This is a genomic window from Streptomyces sp. NPDC043908 (genome assembly GCF_056435525.1).
The window spans coordinates 168,867-185,325 of record NZ_JBWKEI010000016.1; the positions used below are offsets into that span (position 1 = coordinate 168,867).

Sequence of the window (16,459 nt, forward strand, 5' to 3'; positions counted from 1 at the left end):
CCACCCCTCTTTCTGCCGTCGTCGGCTTCCTAGCGTAGGGAGGAGCACACACACCGCGCATGGCACGGACGGACCATTTCCGCCACCGCCCATGACTGAATTCCCGAACGCCCCCCGGACCCCTATGACTCGATCTTCCCGGCGTAGATGTCCCGCTCCGCCGGGAGCTGCACGGCGGCGGGCACCCCGAATCCGTACAGCAGCGTGGTCGAGGCGACCGCGACCGTACGCCCCTGGTTGACGTAGCTGAAGTGCTGGCGCAGCTTGCGGAGCAGGCCCTGGGCGTCGAAGTACGCGTCGAAGGGCACCGCGCCCTTGGACCGGCCGAAGCCCTTCGCCGCCGCCGTCAGCGAGCCGCGCGCGTGCGGCCCGGCCGCGCCCGCCGCGCGGGGGATGTCGGCGGTGCCCCGGTAGTGCCGGACCCGGACGCCCGCCAGGTCCTCCTCGCCCACGAACCTCACCGCGCCCGAGCCGCGCAGCAGTTCGGCCGCCACCATCGGGTCGGTGACCCCGCCGGTGACCAGGTTGCCGTCGGGGAGCGTCGCCGTGTCGACGCGGACCCACTTGTCGGCGGGGACGCCCGCGCCCCGGTTCTTCATGTAGAGCGCGCCTGGCGCCAGCAGTTCGGTGATCGGGCGGTGCTCCTCGGCGCCCGCCGCGTCCCGGGGCAGGACGACCTTCAGCCGGCCCATGCGGCGCGTGAAGTCGTACACCCCCTCGCCGCGGATCGTCACGCGCGTGCCGCCCGCGGCCATCTCCATCGAGGTGCTGGTCTTGGAGCTGCGGGCGGCCACCAGCGCGTCCGCCGCGCGGGCCACCACCTGGCCGGGCTCGGCCGCACGCCCCTGCGGCCCGTCGGCGCCCGCGGAGGCGTCGGCCCCGCAGCCGGCGACGAGCACGCCCGTGACGGCCACCGCGGCGGCCGTCACGCCGGTCACGACGGCACCGGCGAAGCCCGCGCCCCCAAGCCCCTGCCGCCGCACCGCCATCGCCGTCAACCCCCAAGCGCCTTCCACGATCCGCCGCACCACCCGCCCCGTCTAACGACCGCGTCCCCACCCCGGTCACGCCCGCGCCCGACGCTGGGTACCGTGACAGCGTGCCCCACCAAGCCTCAGCTCCTGAGCACCGCACCACGACGACGGAACGCGGCAGCTTCGCCCACGCCCACTGCACCTGCGGCTGGACCGGTCCCGCCCGCCGCTCCCGCGACAAGGCGCGAGGGGACGCGCGGCAGCACGAGTCGGCGGACTAGGCCCGCCCTGGGGCCGCGAAAACGTCCGGATGGCCGAGCAAGGACCCGTACGCCACCGGACGGTTCGTAGTCCGGCCCTGCGGGAACACGTCCCCGCGTGGACCGGCGCTCCCTCCTCGCCGCCGGGGCCGCGGGGGCCGCCCTCGCCGCCGCGTCCGCCTGCACGTCCGGCGCGGCCCGGGGCGAGGCATCCGCGTCCCCCCGGTCACCCGCGCCCACCGCCGCCACCTCCGGCACCGCTCCGGCCGCCTGGACCGCCCTCGCGTGCTCGCTCGCCGGTTCCCTGGTGCGGCCCGAGGACGCCGCGTACCCGACCGCCCGTCAGCTCTACAACACCCGCTTCGACGGCCTGCGTCCGGCGGCCGTCGCGTATGTGGCGAACGACGACGACGTACGGGAGTGCCTGGCCTTCGCCCGCGCCCACCGCACCCCGGTCGCACTGCGCGGCGGCGGCCACTCGTACGCGGGATGGTCCTCCGGCACCGGCCGCCTCGTCCTGGACCTGTCGAGGCTCAACGGCGTCCGGGCCGACGGCGACACCGCCACGGTCGGCGCGGGCGCCCGGCTGCTGGACGTCTATCTCGCCCTGGGCAGGGGCGGCCGGACGATCCCCGGCGGATCCTGCCCCACCGTCGGCGTCACCGGGCTCACCCTCGGCGGCGGCCACGGCGTCGCCACGCGCGCGTACGGCGCGACCTGTGACAGCCTCACCTCCGCGACCCTGATCACCGCCGACGGCAGACGGCTCACCGCCGACGCCGACCACGAGAGCGAGCTCTTCTGGGCCCTGCGCGGCGCGGGCAACGGCAACTTCGGCGTCGTCACCGGCCTCACCTTCCGTACGCACGACGCCCCGCGGACCGTCACCGCCCATCTGACCTGGCCCTGGGCCAAAGCGCGTGCGGTGATCGGGGCCTGGCAGGAGTGGGGCCCCGACCAGCCCGACGAGATCTGGTCCGCCGCCCATCTCGCGGCGGCCGCGGGCGGCGTGAAGGCGGGGGCCGCGCCGACCGTCGACGTCTCCGTGTTCTCCCTGGGCACCTACGGCGATCTCCAGAACGCCGTGGACCGCCTCGCCGACCGCGTCGGCGCCCCCGCCGCCTCCGTCTCGCTGCGCCGCCACGGCTACACCGAGGCGATGCTCGCGTACGCCGGCTGCGCCGGGCTCTCCGAGGACCGGTGCCGGCTGCCCGGCGCCACGCCCGGCCGCTCCCCGCGGGGCGCGCTCCAGCGCGAGACGTACGCGGCCCGTTCCGCGTTCTTCGACCGGGCGCTCCCCGCCGACGGCGTACGGGCCCTGCTCGCCCGGACCGAGGCGTTCGGGCACGTGGCGGTGGGGCAGGGCGGCGGGGAGGGCAGCGTGGCGCTCACGGCGCTCGGCGGGGCGCTGAACCGGGTCGCCCCGACGGCGACGGCGTTCGTGCACCGGCGCTCGCGGGTGCTCGCGCAGTACATCGCCTCCTGGCGCCCGGACACCCCGGGAACGGCCCAGCGGGCATGGCTGAATACCACCCATGACGCGCTGAGCCGGTACGCGAACGGGGCCGCCTACCAGAACTACACCGACCCGCAGCTGAGGGACTGGCGCCGGGCGTACTACGGACCCGCCGCGCCCCGCCTGGCCGAACTGAAGCGCCGGTACGACCCGACGCGCCTGTTCGACTTCCCGCAGGCGCTGTAGATCCCGCAGGGGGTGCAGTCCCACAGGGATGCAGTCCTGCGGCGATGCAGTCCCGAGTCCCGCGACCGGTGCGCGACCGCCGAACCGGCCTACGCCGCCAGGTCGTTCTCGCCCGGTCCGGCTCCCGTCCCGGTCTCCGCGCCCGACCGGGAGCCGCGGGGCTCCGGCAGGTCGGCGGCGAGCCGCAGCGAGGACTGGCCGGCGCGCCGCGACCGTACGAGACGGCCGAGCCGGGGCGAGCGGGCCACGGTCGACACCAACGGGGTCAGCAGCATCAGCGCGAGCGGCGCGAGCAGCAGGGTGACGGCGGTGCCCAGCGCGAAGCCGCCGACCACGTCCGTAGGGTAGTGCACGCCCATGTAGACCCGGCTGAAGCCCTCGGCGAGCGCGAGCCCGATGGCGAGCAGCCCGAACCTGCGGTGCGCGACGAAGAGTCCGGCCCCGATCGCCATGGCCAGCGTGGCGTGGTCGCTCACGAACGAGTAGTCCGTCTTGCCGTCCACCAGGACGTCGAGTCCCTTGTGGGCGACGAACGGCCGCGGCCGTTCCACGAACCCCCTGATGGGGATGTTGACGAGCAGCGCGATCCCGGCGGCGAGCGGCGCCCAGACGAGGGCGGCGAGGGACGCGAGCGCGCTCTCGCGGTCGTCCGCGCGCCGCAGGCTCCACCAGCACCGGAGCACGACGAGGACGAGGGCGAGGAGGATGCCGTACTCCCCGACGAACTCCATCACGCGGTCGAGCCAGGTGGGAGCGGAAGCGGCGAGTCCGTTGATGTCGTAGAGCAGGCTGACGTCCAGGTTCGACCCGTCGAGCGCGAGTCCAGCCATGCCGAGGCCCCTTGCCTGTGCGTGTAGCTACCAACCCCCGTGGTCAGTACTGCTGCGGTCACTGTCCACTGAACGGCCTGAACGGCCCTCGCGTTCCACTCTCCACGGAATGATCACGACGACGTTACCGAAGAGAGACTCATCGTCGCAGCTCAGGGCCATGACTTGACGGAGAGTGCCGACGAGTTCCGGCCACTTCCCGCCGGGGGTCACGTACCCGGTTTGAAGGTCGGCAACGCGGCGGCGCCGTCCTTGGTCACCCGGGTCGCGCCGAAGTAGTCCGGCGCGTCGATCTTGTCGAAGCGGATGACCGCGCCGGTGTACGGGGCGTTGATCATGTATCCGCCGCCGACGTACAGCCCGACGTGGTGGATGGCGCGGGAGTTGGTCAGGTCGTCCGAGAAGAAGACGAGGTCGCCGGGGAGGAGCTCGTTGCGGGCGGGGTGCGGACCGGCGTTGTACTGGTCGTTGGCAACCCGCGGCAGCTCGATCCCGACGCTGGCGTAGGCGGCCTGGGTAAGCCCCGAACAGTCGAACCGCCCGCCCTGGGCGGCGGTCCCCTCCCCACCCCAGAGGTAGGGGGTCCCGAGCTTCTGCTGCGCGTAGTAGATGGCCCCGGCGGCCTGCTGGGAGGGGGCCACTCGGGTGGTGGGGCGGGCGAAGCTCTTTTCCAGGGTGCGGATGATCTTCACGTAGTTCTGGGTCTCGGGGTACGGCGGCACCCCGCCGTACTTGATCACCGCGTACGCGCCCGCGTTGTAGGCGGCCAGCATGTTGGCGCCCTGGTCCCCCGGCACGTTCTTGACGTACTTGGCGAGTTCGCAGTCGTACGAGGCGGCGGAGGGGATGGCGTCCTGCGGGTCCCACACGTCCCGCTTGCCGTCCCCGTTGCCGTCGATGCCGTGGGACTCCCAGGTGCCGGGGATGAACTGGGCGATGCCCTGGGCCTTCGCGGGGCTGACGATCGTCGGGTTCCAGCCGCTCTCCTGGTAGAGCTGGGCCGCGAGCAGCGCCGGGTTCAGCGCGGGGCAGAGCGTGCCCCACTTCTGCACCAGCGGCTGGTACTTGGCCGGGACCGCTCCCTTCGCCAGCCCGACCGCGCTGCCCCCGCCGCCCAGGCCGCCGGCCAGCCCGGCCGCGGCCGAGTACGTTCCGACGACGAGCAGCGCGAGGAAGCTCAGGCACAGCCCGAACCCGATCCCGCCTGCCACCCAGAATTTGCGCACCCGTCAACCCTCCCCCATCCCCGCCGGGTTCACCGCCACTTTCCCGCCAGCCGTGTCGGCCACGCGTCTCATTCCACGACGAAGCCCGCGCAGACGACGCTCCGGTACTCCCTCACCCCCTTCACATGCTGGTAGACGACGGTCCATTCGGTCGACTTGTCCCGCTCCACCGCCAGGGCGGGCAGCACCTTGCCCTGGGAGCGGAGGACGAAGTCGTCCGGGTACGTCACGTACTTCCACTCCGTCTGGGCTCCCGCGTACAGGTCGGACACCTTGCTGACGAAGCCGAGCTGCCGGTTGGGCGTCCGGGCGGTCGGGTTCCCATTCGCATCGACCTCGTGCGGCGGCTTCACGGTGATCGCGAGGTAGTACGGGGGCGCGCCCGGCTCCTCGTACTTGAGCCGGTATCCGATCTGCACCTTGCCCGGCGGCACCTCGTCCGTGGCGGAGAGCCCCCCGGGGGTCACCGCGAACTGGAACTGGGTGTCCAGCTGTTCCTGTGCCGGCTGCCGGCAGCTGTCCGACAGCCCCGAGTAGCCGTCGAGGGACGGCGCGGTCTGCTCGATGTACTGCGGCGGCCCCAGCGGTGCCTTCTTGCCGGAGTCGGCGGGGCTCGCGCTCCGCGACGGGCCGGGCGTCCCCGACGCCTTGGCGTCCGCGCCCCCTCCCTTCCCACCCGGCCACCCCTGCACCACCACAGCCCCCACCACCCCCAGCACCGCCGCCACCGCGACCGTCACCAGCCAGGTGGTGCGACGGGAGCGGGACGGGGCGGGGGGCGGGGTGGGGTGGTTCGGGGGGAGGGCCGTCGCCGTGGGGAGGTCGTGCGGGGGCGGTTCCGTCAGGCCCGCCGAGAGCGCCTGGTAGTACGGGTCCTCGACCAGCGCCGACGTCACCCCGCACCGCACGATCACCTCCGCCGGAGTCGGCCGGTGCGCCGGATCCTTGGCCGCGCAGGCCGCGATCAGCGCGGCCAGCCCGGGCTCCACTCCGGCCACGTCGATGGGCTCGTGGACGGCCCGGTACGACACGCCCTCCACCGACCCCGCCCCGAACGGCGCCCTCCCCGTGGCCGCGAACGCCATCGTCGCCCCCAGCGCGAACACGTCCGCCGCGTCACCCACCTCGTTGCGCACCAGCACCTCGGGAGCCGTGTAGCCGGGGGTGCCGGGCGCGGCGCCCGTGCGGGTGAGGGCCGTGTCCGCCGCCGCCCGCGCGATGCCGAAGTCGATGAGCTGCGGGCCCTGCGGTGCCAGGATGACGTTCTGGGGCTTGAGGTCCCGGTGCGTCACCCCGTACGCGTGCACGCTCGCCAGCCCCTCCGCCAGCGCGGCGAACAGCCTGCGGCAGGTGTCGGGCGGGAACGGGCCCCGGTCGGCGACGGCCCGGCTCAGGGTCGGGCCGGAGACGTACTCCGTGGCGAGCCAGTACGGCGGCGCCGCCAGCGACGCGTCGATCAGGTTCGCGGTGTACGCGCTGCGCACCGCCCGTACCGTCTCCGCCTCCCGCCGGAAGCGGGCCAGCGCCTCCGGGTGGTCGGTGATCTCGTCCTTGATCACCTTGAGCGCGACCAGCCGGCCGCCGGGCGAGCGCCCGAGGTAGACCATGCCCATCCCGCCCGCGCCCAGCCGGGCGAGCAGGGCGTACGTACCGATGTGTGCCGGATCCCGGGGCCTGAGCGCGTCCACCGCACGACTCTGTCACGCAACTGGCGCGCTTCTCGCGCCCGTTGACCTACTTGTGATCACTTGCGACGCCGGGCGACCGATTCGCGTACGGACCGACCCCTGCCCGAGGGTCGCACGGCTACCGCGTGAAGCACGGCTGATGGTCTACGGCCCCTCCCGCGAAGTCCTCTCCGCCGCACTGCGGCGCCTGCGCGAGGAGCTGCCCAAGCACGACTGGAAGGCCCCCGACGGCCCCCTCAACACCCCTCCCCGCCCGCCAGCCGGAACAGCTCCGCCGTACTCGGCCCGAAGACGATGCTGTACGACACGTCCGGGTCGTCCCCGCCCTCCTCGTAGCCGCCTATGACCCCCACCACCGACCCGTCCGCCGCCTCCCACGGGCTGCCGCTGGTGCCGCCGGAGTAGCCGGGGCACTCGATGCGCTGCTGGGTGGCGCCGTACCGTGTCGTGCGGTTCGTGCAGGTCAGGGGGGAGTCGGAGTCGCTGGGGTAGCCGGTGACCGTGACGGTGTCCGCGGCGCCGGCCGTGGCTGTGGTGTCGGGCGTGGCCGTGGTGCCGGCCGTGGCATCGGACGGCGGCGTCGTCGCCAGCCGCGCCGCGCCCACCGCGTCCTCCACCCGCGCCCCCGTCAGCGAGCCGGCGCCCAGGACCGCGAAGGCCACGTCGTCGTCCACGCTGCCGTCCTCCTGCCACGCGTCATCCGTATAGGTGTCCTCCACCGGCCAGGTGCCGTACGGCGCCCGGCCGTCCCGGTAGCCCGGCACGAAGACCGCGTCGTCCTGGCCGTCCAGACAGTGCGCCGCCGTGACGATCAGGTTCCGGTCCGCGCTGTGCACCACGGACGCCGTGCAGAAGTGGTCTCCGTCCAGGCCGCCCTCAAACAGCGCGCCCACGCGCGCGGAGGCGGGCGTGGCCTGCGCCACGACGGTCCGGCCGCCCGTCCCGGGGTCCCGGTCCCCGTACGCGGGGATCACCAGGAGCACGGCCACCGCCGACAGCGCACGCAGCTGGGAGACGTGTCTCATGACCCGGACTGTGCCGTTCCGACCTGAGAACAGCCCTGGAACTTTTCTGAGAAGAGTCTGTGAAGTGAGCCGGCGGGGCGTTCGCGCGGGGGCCCGTACGAGCACCCTGACAGGGGGCCGGACGCGCCCGCGCGAGTTCCGCTCGAGCCAACGGGCCCAGAGTGCACCAACGACAGTCATTGCCCGGAGTCACTGTGCGTGATACACAGAGTGACCATACGCGAATCCGTAGAGAACCGGTCCACCGCAGGTCAGGGCGGTGTGACCGGCACAGCTGTGCGGTTTCGGGAAAAGAGAGCCGCCAAGTCGACATACCGGGGCGGTTTCATCAGCGAAGATAGAGCCTGACCCATGCCATGGGGCAGGGGCATCGAACTACCCGACAGGGGCGGTGAGTTACGTGTACCTGGCAGCAGAAAAGGGCGACATCACCACGATCATCGGCGGGATCGCGCCCAACTGGGGGCCGTTCGGAAGCCTGGGCAACGAGGCCCGGGTGATGGTCGAAGTCGTGATGGCCGTGGCCATCCTCCTGTGCCTCGGCATCGCCGTCTGGGGCGCGGCCAAGCAGCGGATCGGCGCGACCGCGCTGCGCGACACGTTCAGCGCGGAGCAGGGCAAGGGTCTGATCGTGGCCGGACTGACCGGAGTCTTCATCATCGGTTCGCTCGGCACCCTGTTCACCATCGTGTACGGGATGGCCGTCTGACCCGACCCGACCCGACCCGACCCGATCCGATCTGACCGGTCTGACCTGACCTGTCGTCAAGCCGGGCGCCATCCCGTCCCCTTCGTCCCCACGGGTCCGCCCAGGCCCTCCCCCACCATCCGTCCGTCGTGCCCACCGGCTGAGGTTGCGTCTCCCTGATGTCGAGTCACCACACCGCGCCCGCGCGGGAACCAGCACGGCTACCGTCGTACTACAACACGACGGACCAGCGAAGGGTTGAGGGGGCGTACGCGGCATGAGCCTCGGCGACGAGCACGACTCCAGGCGCACGGAGGACGCGTACAGCACCGTCGGCGGTACGCGCCAGACGCGCACCCGGCTGCCGGAGGGCGAGGGCGCCGACGTGTACGGCGGCGCCCGCCGCCCCGTCCGCGCCTCCCGCTCCATGATCATGATCGTGGGCGTGGTGGCGCTCCTCGTCGCCGCGATCGCCTTCGCCAACCGGGGCGACAGCGGCGGCGGCACCTCGGACGACCCCAAGCACACGGGATCGAACCCGACGGCGGCGAGCGGGGCGAAGCCGGTCGAGGGCAAGACGGGCGGAATCGCCTCGGGCTTCGCTCAGACGGAGCAGGGGGCACAGTCGGCGGCGGCGAACTATGTCGTGGCGCTCGGTTCGGACGGCATGTACAACCAGGCACGCCGCCACGAGATCGTGAGCACCGTGTACGCGCCGGACGTGGCGGCGGCCCGCCAAGGCGATCTCGACCGGGCCTACTCGGGCCCGGAGTTCCTCTCCAGGATCGGCCTCAAGCCGGACGGCACCGCGCCCAACGGGCTGATCTTCATCTCCCGGTTCAACCCGGTCGGCTCCAAGGTGGAGGCGTACGGCAACGGCACCGCGAGCGTGTCCGTCTGGTACTCGGCCCTGTTCGGTCTCGCCGGTGAGGGCTCGAAGAACCCGGTCTCCGAGGGCTGGTACACCAACACCTTCCAGCTGAAGTGGGTCGGCAACGACTGGAAGGTCACCGACTTCACCCAGAAGGACGGTCCGGCACCCGTCGGGCGCGACCAGGCCGCCGCGACCGCCAAGGACATGGCCGACGCCGTCGAGCAGTACGGAGGGTTCACCTATGCCCGGTAAGCGGCCCCGCCGCGCCCTCCCCCTCGCCACGGTGCTGGCGGCCGTGCAGACGACGGCCGTCCTCGCCGCCACGTTCGCGTACGCGGCACCGAGCCCCGCCCCCAGTCCCACGCCGAGTCCCACGCCGAGTCCGGCGGCGAGCACCAGCGGGCCCTGTGACCTCATCCGCGGCCCCGCCAAGGACTACTGCGACTCGGGCAACGGCAAGCCCGGCACCTCGCCCTCGAACGTGGCCCCCGGCGACCCCGCCGACCCCCTCACCTCCCTCGCCAAAGGCTGCGCCGACGCCGCCGTGTGGGTCGTCGACACGCTCTCCAAGTTCGTGAAGACCGCCGCCAAGGTGGACTTCACCGACCCCGCCTTCCTCGGCCGCTACGCCGTCGTCTTCGCCGCCGCCACCATCCTCACCCTCGTCCTGTGGCTGCTCGCCGTCACCAAGCGGGCGATCCGGGGGGTGCCGCTGACCACGGCGATCTCCGAGGCCGTCGGGTTCCTCTGGCTGACCGTGCTGGCGTCCGCCTTCACCCCGCTGATCCTCTACACCGTCGTCAACGCCACCGACGCCGTCACCGACGTCATCGCCGCCGGCACCGGCGACCAGACCGACGTCTTCTTCGGCTCGTTCTCGGCCGCGCTGAAGAAGGGAACGGACATCGGCGGCGGACCGATCATGCTGATCGTCGTCTCGCTGGTCACCATCCTCGCCGCCGGCATCCTCTTCCTGGAGCTCTACATCCGCGCCCTCCTGCTGTACGTGGGAGCGCTGCTCGGCGTCGTCGTGTACTCGGGACTCGTCGACAAGAACATGTGGGGCCACGTCCGCCGCTGGGCCGGGATCATGATCGCGGTCATCCTGGTGAAACCGATCATCGTGATCGTCCTCAGCCTCGCGGGCGCGCTGTCGGCCGGGAAGGGGCCGGACTCCTTCCAGGCCGTCGTCTCCGGCCTCGCCATCATCCTGCTGGCCATCTTCGCCTCCGCGATGATCTACCGCTTCGTCCCGGGCTTCGGCGACGAGATCGCCGCCGCCCGCACCAACCGCAAGCAGGCCACCGACGGCTCCCAGGCCGCCGCCGTGATCTCCTCCCCGGCCGCCCTCGTCTCCCAGGGCATCAAGACCCACAGCAGCCGGGGCAACCAGGGGGGCGGCGGCGCCCAGGCCCGCCCCGCCAACCCGATGTCCGGCGGCGTCGCCGCCCACAGCAGCCGGGGCTCATCCGGCGGCGGTGGCGGCGGCGGACCTGTCCCCTCCGCCGCACCCCCGCCCCGTAGCGGCTCCGGACCCACCAGCGGCACCCCGCACAGCAGCCGCAACACCGGCACCAAAGGCAACAACAGCACAGGAGGTGGAGGGCGTTGACGACCCAGTCCCAACCGGTCTCGCCCCGCCGCACGTATCTGATCGGCCGTGCCAGGCCGTCGGCGATCGTCGGCAAGAACCGCGAGACCGGCGAGATCGCGCTGATCATCGGCGGCGCGTTCCTCGGCATGATGTGCGGACTGCTGGTCCCCGTCCTGTCCCTGCGGATCCTGCTCCTCATGGGCTTCCCCATGCTGGCGCTGGCCGCCGTGTACCTCCCGTACAAACACCGCACGTTCTACAAGTGGTTCGAGATCAACCGCAGCTACAAACGCTCCCTGCGGCGCGGCACCACCTACCGCTCCGGCGCCATGGAGGCGGGCGTGCGCGGTGACGGGCGCGAGGTCGAGGTCGGGCCGCCGCCCGGCATCGGCCGGATCAACTGGCTCGCCGCGCCCTTCGGGCCCGACGAGATCGCCGTGCTCCTGCACGCCGACCGCCGGACCGTCACCGCCGCCATCGAGATCGAAGGTCCGGGCGTCGGCCTGCGCGACTCCGAGGACCAGGAGGCGCTCGTCGACCGGTTCGGCACCCTGCTCAAGCACGTGGCCAACGGCGACGGGTTCGTCACCCGCCTCCAGATGCTCGCCCGCACCCTGCCCGCCGACCCGGACGCGCACGCCAAGGACGTCGCCCAGCGCGGCGACCACGGCGCCCCCGACTGGCTCCAGGAGTCCTACCAGCAGCTCCAGTCCATGGTGTCGACCTCCAGCGAGCAGCACCGCGCGTACCTCGTCGCCTGTATGCAGTACTCGCGCGAGCTCGCCGCCGAGGCGAACGCCATGGCCCGCGCCGCCCGCCCCCAGACCGGCCGCAAGCTGGACCGGGACGCGGGGCTCGCCGTCGTCATGGCCCGCGAGCTCACCGACATCTGCGCCCGGCTCGCCGAGGCCGACATCCGGGTGCGCCAGCCGCTCGGCCAGGGCCGGCTCGCCTCGCTCGTGCACTCCATGTACGACCCCGACCACCCCATCGACCACATCCAGGCCATGACCAAGCGCAACGCCTGGCCCGCCGAGCTGGACGCGGTCGAGCCCACCTACCTCCAGGCCAAGACCCGCGAGTCCTCCACGCGCGCGCCCTGGTGCCACGCCACGGCGTGGGTGAAGGAGTGGCCGATGACCCCCGTGGGCGTCAACTTCCTGGCCCCCCTGCTCGTCCACACCCCGGACGTGATCCGTACCGTCGCGGTCTGCATGGACCTCGAACCCACCGAGGTCGCCATCGAACGCATGCTCACCGAGAAGACCAACGACGAGGCCGAGGCCTCGCGCGCGGCCAAGATGAACCGCACCGTCGACCCACGCGACATCGCCGCCCACGGCCGCCTCGACCAACGGGGTGAAGATCTCGCCAGCGGCGCGGCAGGCGTCAACCTCGTCGGGTACATCACGGTGTCGGCGCGCTCCCCCGAGGCCCTGGCGAGGGACAAGCGCACCATCCGCGCCTCGGCCGGCAAGTCGTACCTGAAACTGGAGTGGTGCGACCGCGAGCACCACCGGGCCTTCGTCAACACCTTGCCGTTCGCGACCGGCATCCGCCGCTAGCCGAGAGCTGATAGGGGCCCTGCTCATGCGAGATCCGCTCTCCGCGCTCACCAACGCCTTCACCTCCTTCCTCTTCGGCAAGGTCGAGACCACCCGGCTGCCGGTGCGCACCTCCACGGGCCAGGCGCAGGCCGTCTATCTGCCGACGGCGGCGCCGGGCCTGGGCGACTCGGGCGTGATCATCGGCCGCGAGGTCTACAGCGGCAAGGGATACATCTACGACCCCTTCCAGCTGTACGGCCAGCAGCTGCCCGCGCCGCACTGGCTGGTCCTCGGCGAGTCCGGCAACGGCAAGTCGGCGCTGGAGAAGACCTATGTGCTGCGCCAGCTGCGCTTCCGCGACCGGCAGGTCGTCGTCCTCGACGCCCAGGGCGAGGACGGCGTCGGCGAATGGAACCTCATCGCGCGCGAGCTGGGGATAACCCCCATCCGGCTCGACCCGATGGCCGCCCTCGACGGCGGTATCAAGCTCAACCCGCTGGACCCGGCGATCACCACCACCGGCCAGCTGGCGCTCCTGCGCACCATCATCGAGGTGGCGATGGGGCACGGGCTCGACGAGCGCTCGGGCTTCGCCCTGAAGGTCGCGCACGCCTACGTCAACGAGACCATCACCGACCGCCAGCCGGTCCTGATGGACATCGTGGAGCAGCTGCGCCACCCGGAGGCCGCCTCGGCGGTCGCCATGAACGTCGACATAGACGACGTCCGGGCCTGGGGCCTGGACGTGGCGCTCGTCCTGGACCGGCTGGTCGACGGCGACCTGCGGGGCATGTTCGACGGACCGACGAGCGTCGGCATCGACCTGGACGCCCCGCTGATCGTCTTCGACCTCTCGCACATCGACCGCAACTCGATCGCGATGCCGATCCTGATGGCCATCGTCGGCGTCTGGCTTGAGCACACCTGGATCCGGCCCGACCGCAAGAAGCGCATCTTCCTGGTGGAGGAGGCCTGGCACATCATCAACTCGCCGTTCGTGGCCCAGCTCTTCCAGCGGCTGCTCAAGTTCGGCCGGCGGCTCGGTCTGTCCTTCGTGGCGGTGGTGCACCACCTGTCGGACGTCGTGGACGGGGCGGCGGCGCGCGAGGCGGCGGCGATCCTGAAGATGGCGTCGACCAGGACGATCTACGCCCAGAAGGCGGACGAGGCGAGGGCGACGGGCCGGGTCCTCGGCCTGCCCCGCTGGGCGGTCGAGATCATCCCGACGCTCACGCCCGGTATCGCCGTCTGGGACGTCAACGGCAATGTCCAGGTCGTCAAACACCTGGTCACCGAGCGGGAACGGCCCCTGGTCTTCACCGACCGGGCCATGACCGAGTCGGCGGCGACCGACGACGTGCTCGCGCACGAACTGGAGAGCCGTCTGGAATCGGAGAGCGAGCGCAGGGCAGCGATGATGGAACAGCAAATGTCAGGCACCTCCTCCCCCGAGTCGACCGTGGCCTGACGGTCGGTGGGCCCCTCCCCCCGAGGGGCCCGCCCGATCAACGGCCGCCCGCAGCACCAAAGTTCCCCGACACGCGCAAGTCGGCCCGACACGCCGGAGGTTGCCTGCAATGCCGGAGTCCCGCTCCCGCGGCGAGGAGCGCGGCATCCCCGACTCCCTACTGGTCGGGCTGCTCGCGTTCCTGCTCGGTCTGACGGTCCTGGTCTGGATGGCGACGGGTCTCGCCGGCCTGTTCAGCCACGGCGCCTGGCCGGACGCAGTGACGTTCACCCGCACCCCGCTCGCCCTGCGCCAACTGGTCCAGGCCCCCCACGACCTCCCGGCGGCCTGGCCTGACACCCCCGCCGCCCAGCTCTCCGGCTACGGCCTCTTCTGGGGCCTGCTCATCAGCGAACTGCTCATCCTGCTCGTGCTGTTCATCTTCGCCCTCGGCACGTGGTCCCGTTGGAAGGCGGTCCGCGCGAGAGCCAGAGAGGCGGCCGCGACGCAGGCCGCGCAGACGCCCGGCGAGCCGACGAGACACACGGACACGCGCGCGTGGAGCACGGCGACGGACACGGATAGGGCTACGAGTACGGGGACGGGACCGGGTACGGGTGTGGGTGCCGCTGTTGGTGCCGGTGCCGGTGTGGATATGAGCAAGGGTCCGGGTCCGGCCCCGGGTACGGACCCGGATACGGCTCGTACCGTACGTACGGAGGAGGGCGCGGGGAGCGAGACCGAGGCCGCCCCCGGCCTCGCCGCCGCACTCACCCCGGGCCTCGCCCCCACACCCGCCGCCCCGCCTGTCACCGCCTCCGTCACCCCGCCCACCCCCACGGCCTGGGCGCCCGACGACCCAGCCGGACGTCTTCCCGCACCGCGCGCGGCCCGTCCGGCCCGACTCGTCTACGGCGGCCCCGACACCCGTCGCCCCACCGCCGTCCAGGCCATCCAGGACGCCGAGGGTGCCGCGCTCGTCATCACCTCGGACCCGAGCCTCTGGGCGGAGACGAAGGACGCGCGCGCGAAGCTCGGCCCTGTGCACGTGTACGACCCGGGGCACCTCTGCGACACCCCGGCCCGGCTGCACTGGTCGCCCACGAGCGGCTGCGAGGACGCGGAGGTGGCGGCGGCGCGCGCGACGGCTCTGCTCGCGCCGGTACGCCCGCAGGCCCGGATCGACGCCGCCATGGCCGACACCGCCGAGACCCTGCTGCGGTGCTGGCTGCACGCGGCCGCGCTGGACAGCCGGGACGGCAAGGCGGTCAAGCAGATGCACCGCTGGGCCCAGGGCACCGGCGCCCACGAGGCCGTACGGATACTCCGCACCCACCCCAAGGCCATGAGCGGCGCGGCGGGCCTGCTGGAGTCGGCGCTGACCGCGCACCCCGAACGCCGGGAGATCGCCCAGGAGCTGACGGCCCGTGCGCTCGACGCGCTCTCCTCGATCCACATCCGCGAGGCCTGCACACCCAACCGAGCGGATTCGCTCGCGCTGGCATCATTCGCCGCCGAAGGGGGCACGCTTTACGTGGTGGGTGAAGCCATCGAGGATCCGCGGTCCCGTCCCGCCGCGATGCCCCTCCTGACCGCCCTCGCCTCAGACGTGGTCGAGCGCGGCCGCCGCATGGCCGAACGGTCACCCGACGGTCGGCTCGACCCACCAATGACGCTGGTCCTGGACGACGTGGCGGCGGTCGCCCCGCTGCCCCGGCTGCCCGAACTCCTGTCGACCGGGCAGGACATGGGCCTGCCGACCCTGGTCCTGCTCCGCTCGGCCGAACAGGCCCGGGCCCGCTGGACCGAGACACTGACGCCCTAGCCCGGCCCCTGCGAGCACCAGACGGGCGTTACAGACACGCCGGACCTACGGACGCGGGAACTCCATCTCTACCTCGTACGCGGCGGCCGGCTGCCCGGCGCCGGCGGGGACGGTCTTGCCCGTCCGTACGAACCCGAACTTCCGGTAGAAACCCTCGGCCCGCTCGTTCTGATTGTGCACATAGAGCCGTACGCGCTCCAGGCGCGGCCGCTCCAGGGCCCAGGCCCACTCCAGCGCGGCCTCGAAGAGCCGCTCGGTGAGCCCGACGCCCCGGAACTCGGGACGCACGAAGACAGCGACGAGATGCCCCTGGGCGGCCTCGATGTCCAGCCCGAAGAAGTCCACGTTCCCGGCCTGTTCGACCAGGACGACGACCGAGCCGGCCCAGGTTCCGTCCGGGCCCTCGGCCACGAACTGCCGCCCACCGGGAGCATCGCCGGAGACGCCGGCCGTCCGCTCCTCCCAGAAGGAGTCGGGGCGTACTGCTGCCTCTTCGGCGGTCTCAAGGAACGCGACGGGGGCGGCGGGGTCGGCGAGCCCGGCCATCCGGAGTTCCTTGGCCTTGCGCCATTCATCGGCCCGTACGGGGCGTATCACGTGGTCCATGGCGTGATCCTGCCACGGAACGCAGAAAAGCCCCGCACCATTAATCCTTGCGGATCATGGTGCGGGGCTTCCCGCAATATTTGTTCGGCGGCGTCCTACTCTCCCACAGGGTCCCCCCTGCAGTACCATCGGCGCTGAAAGGCTTAGCTTCCGGGTTCGGAATGTAACCGGGC

At 72.2% G+C, this 16,459-nt stretch carries 14 protein-coding genes and 1 rRNA gene; 8 read left to right on the forward strand and 7 right to left on the reverse strand.

Translation table 11 applies throughout. The features are described from left to right. Positions 1-122: 122 nt before the first annotated feature. Entirely contained in the window at positions 123-989 is an 867-nt protein-coding gene (locus AC069K_RS29955) for an SCO4651 family lipoprotein (protein WP_365100297.1), read from the reverse strand. Positions 990-1,099: 110 nt separating this feature from the next. Here AC069K_RS29955 and AC069K_RS29960 point away from each other — a divergent pair, with 110 nt between their 5' ends. After that, positions 1,100-1,255, forward strand: coding sequence for a hypothetical protein (locus AC069K_RS29960; RefSeq protein WP_358833706.1), 156 nt, complete (start codon positions 1,100-1,102; stop codon positions 1,253-1,255). 97 nt (positions 1,256-1,352) lie between these two features. Beyond that, entirely contained in the window at positions 1,353-2,936 is a 1,584-nt protein-coding gene (locus AC069K_RS29965; RefSeq protein ID WP_478621550.1) for an FAD-binding oxidoreductase, read from the forward strand. Positions 2,937-3,025: 89 nt separating this feature from the next. On the opposite strand, the gene AC069K_RS29970 is transcribed toward AC069K_RS29965, so the two are convergent. The 4 genes from AC069K_RS29970 to AC069K_RS29985 form a co-directional block, all read right to left on the reverse strand. Beyond that, positions 3,026-3,766: a phosphatase PAP2 family protein gene (locus tag AC069K_RS29970; protein WP_365099995.1), complete on the reverse strand. Its 741-nt coding sequence runs from the start codon at positions 3,764-3,766 to the stop codon at positions 3,026-3,028. A gap of 209 nt (positions 3,767-3,975) precedes the next feature. After that, positions 3,976-4,992, reverse strand: a complete 1,017-nt coding sequence (locus AC069K_RS29975) for a C40 family peptidase (protein WP_478621552.1) — start codon at positions 4,990-4,992, stop codon at positions 3,976-3,978. A gap of 68 nt (positions 4,993-5,060) precedes the next feature. Beyond that, positions 5,061-6,680, reverse strand: coding sequence for a serine/threonine-protein kinase (locus AC069K_RS29980; protein ID WP_478621554.1), 1,620 nt, complete (start codon positions 6,678-6,680; stop codon positions 5,061-5,063). 236 nt (positions 6,681-6,916) lie between these two features. Further along, entirely contained in the window at positions 6,917-7,705 is a 789-nt protein-coding gene (locus tag AC069K_RS29985) for a trypsin-like serine peptidase (RefSeq protein WP_478621556.1), read from the reverse strand. A gap of 400 nt (positions 7,706-8,105) precedes the next feature. Here AC069K_RS29985 and AC069K_RS29990 point away from each other — a divergent pair, with 400 nt between their 5' ends. The 6 genes from AC069K_RS29990 (at position 8,106) to AC069K_RS30015 (ending at position 15,680) form a co-directional block, all read left to right on the forward strand. After that, complete coding sequence (locus tag AC069K_RS29990; RefSeq protein ID WP_101389324.1) at positions 8,106-8,414, forward strand: hypothetical protein; 309 nt, start codon at positions 8,106-8,108, stop codon at positions 8,412-8,414. 256 nt (positions 8,415-8,670) lie between these two features. After that, positions 8,671-9,519: a DUF8175 domain-containg protein gene (locus AC069K_RS29995; RefSeq protein WP_478621558.1), complete on the forward strand. Its 849-nt coding sequence runs from the start codon at positions 8,671-8,673 to the stop codon at positions 9,517-9,519. Then, positions 9,509-10,879, forward strand: coding sequence for a hypothetical protein (locus tag AC069K_RS30000; protein WP_478621560.1), 1,371 nt, complete (start codon positions 9,509-9,511; stop codon positions 10,877-10,879). The genes AC069K_RS29995 and AC069K_RS30000 overlap by 11 nt, the downstream gene beginning before the upstream one ends. Then, on the forward strand, positions 10,876-12,426 hold the full coding sequence (locus AC069K_RS30005) for an SCO6880 family protein (protein ID WP_365099978.1): 1,551 nt from the start codon (positions 10,876-10,878) through the stop codon (positions 12,424-12,426). The genes AC069K_RS30000 and AC069K_RS30005 overlap by 4 nt, the downstream gene beginning before the upstream one ends. A gap of 25 nt (positions 12,427-12,451) precedes the next feature. Beyond that, complete coding sequence (locus AC069K_RS30010) at positions 12,452-13,876, forward strand: ATP-binding protein (protein WP_365099976.1); 1,425 nt, start codon at positions 12,452-12,454, stop codon at positions 13,874-13,876. A 109-nt stretch (positions 13,877-13,985) separates the two neighbouring features. Beyond that, on the forward strand, positions 13,986-15,680 hold the full coding sequence (locus tag AC069K_RS30015; RefSeq protein WP_478621563.1) for a type IV secretory system conjugative DNA transfer family protein: 1,695 nt from the start codon (positions 13,986-13,988) through the stop codon (positions 15,678-15,680). Positions 15,681-15,725: 45 nt separating this feature from the next. On the opposite strand, the gene AC069K_RS30020 is transcribed toward AC069K_RS30015, so the two are convergent. Together AC069K_RS30020 and rrf are read right to left on the reverse strand one after the other, a co-directional pair. Then, positions 15,726-16,286 carry a GNAT family N-acetyltransferase gene (locus AC069K_RS30020; protein WP_478621565.1) on the reverse strand — a complete coding sequence of 187 codons (561 nt, stop codon included), beginning with the start codon at positions 16,284-16,286 and terminating at the stop codon, positions 15,726-15,728. A gap of 82 nt (positions 16,287-16,368) precedes the next feature. After that, positions 16,369-16,459 (reverse strand): 5S ribosomal RNA (gene rrf, locus AC069K_RS30025); the annotation flags it as partial.

Coding starts and splice junctions, on each gene's coding strand:
- AC069K_RS29955 (WP_365100297.1), bottom strand. CDS start 989: ATGGCGGTGCGGCGGCAGGGGCTTGGGGGCGCGGGCTTCGCCGGTGCC.
- AC069K_RS29970 (WP_365099995.1), bottom strand. CDS start 3,766: ATGGCTGGACTCGCGCTCGACGGGTCGAACCTGGACGTCAGCCTGCTC.
- AC069K_RS29985 (WP_478621556.1), bottom strand. CDS start 7,705: ATGAGACACGTCTCCCAGCTGCGTGCGCTGTCGGCGGTGGCCGTGCTC.
- AC069K_RS29995 (WP_478621558.1), top strand. CDS start 8,671: ATGAGCCTCGGCGACGAGCACGACTCCAGGCGCACGGAGGACGCGTAC.
- AC069K_RS30000 (WP_478621560.1), top strand. CDS start 9,509: ATGCCCGGTAAGCGGCCCCGCCGCGCCCTCCCCCTCGCCACGGTGCTG.
- AC069K_RS30010 (WP_365099976.1), top strand. CDS start 12,452: ATGCGAGATCCGCTCTCCGCGCTCACCAACGCCTTCACCTCCTTCCTC.
- AC069K_RS30015 (WP_478621563.1), top strand. CDS start 13,986: ATGCCGGAGTCCCGCTCCCGCGGCGAGGAGCGCGGCATCCCCGACTCC.
- AC069K_RS30020 (WP_478621565.1), bottom strand. CDS start 16,286: ATGGACCACGTGATACGCCCCGTACGGGCCGATGAATGGCGCAAGGCC.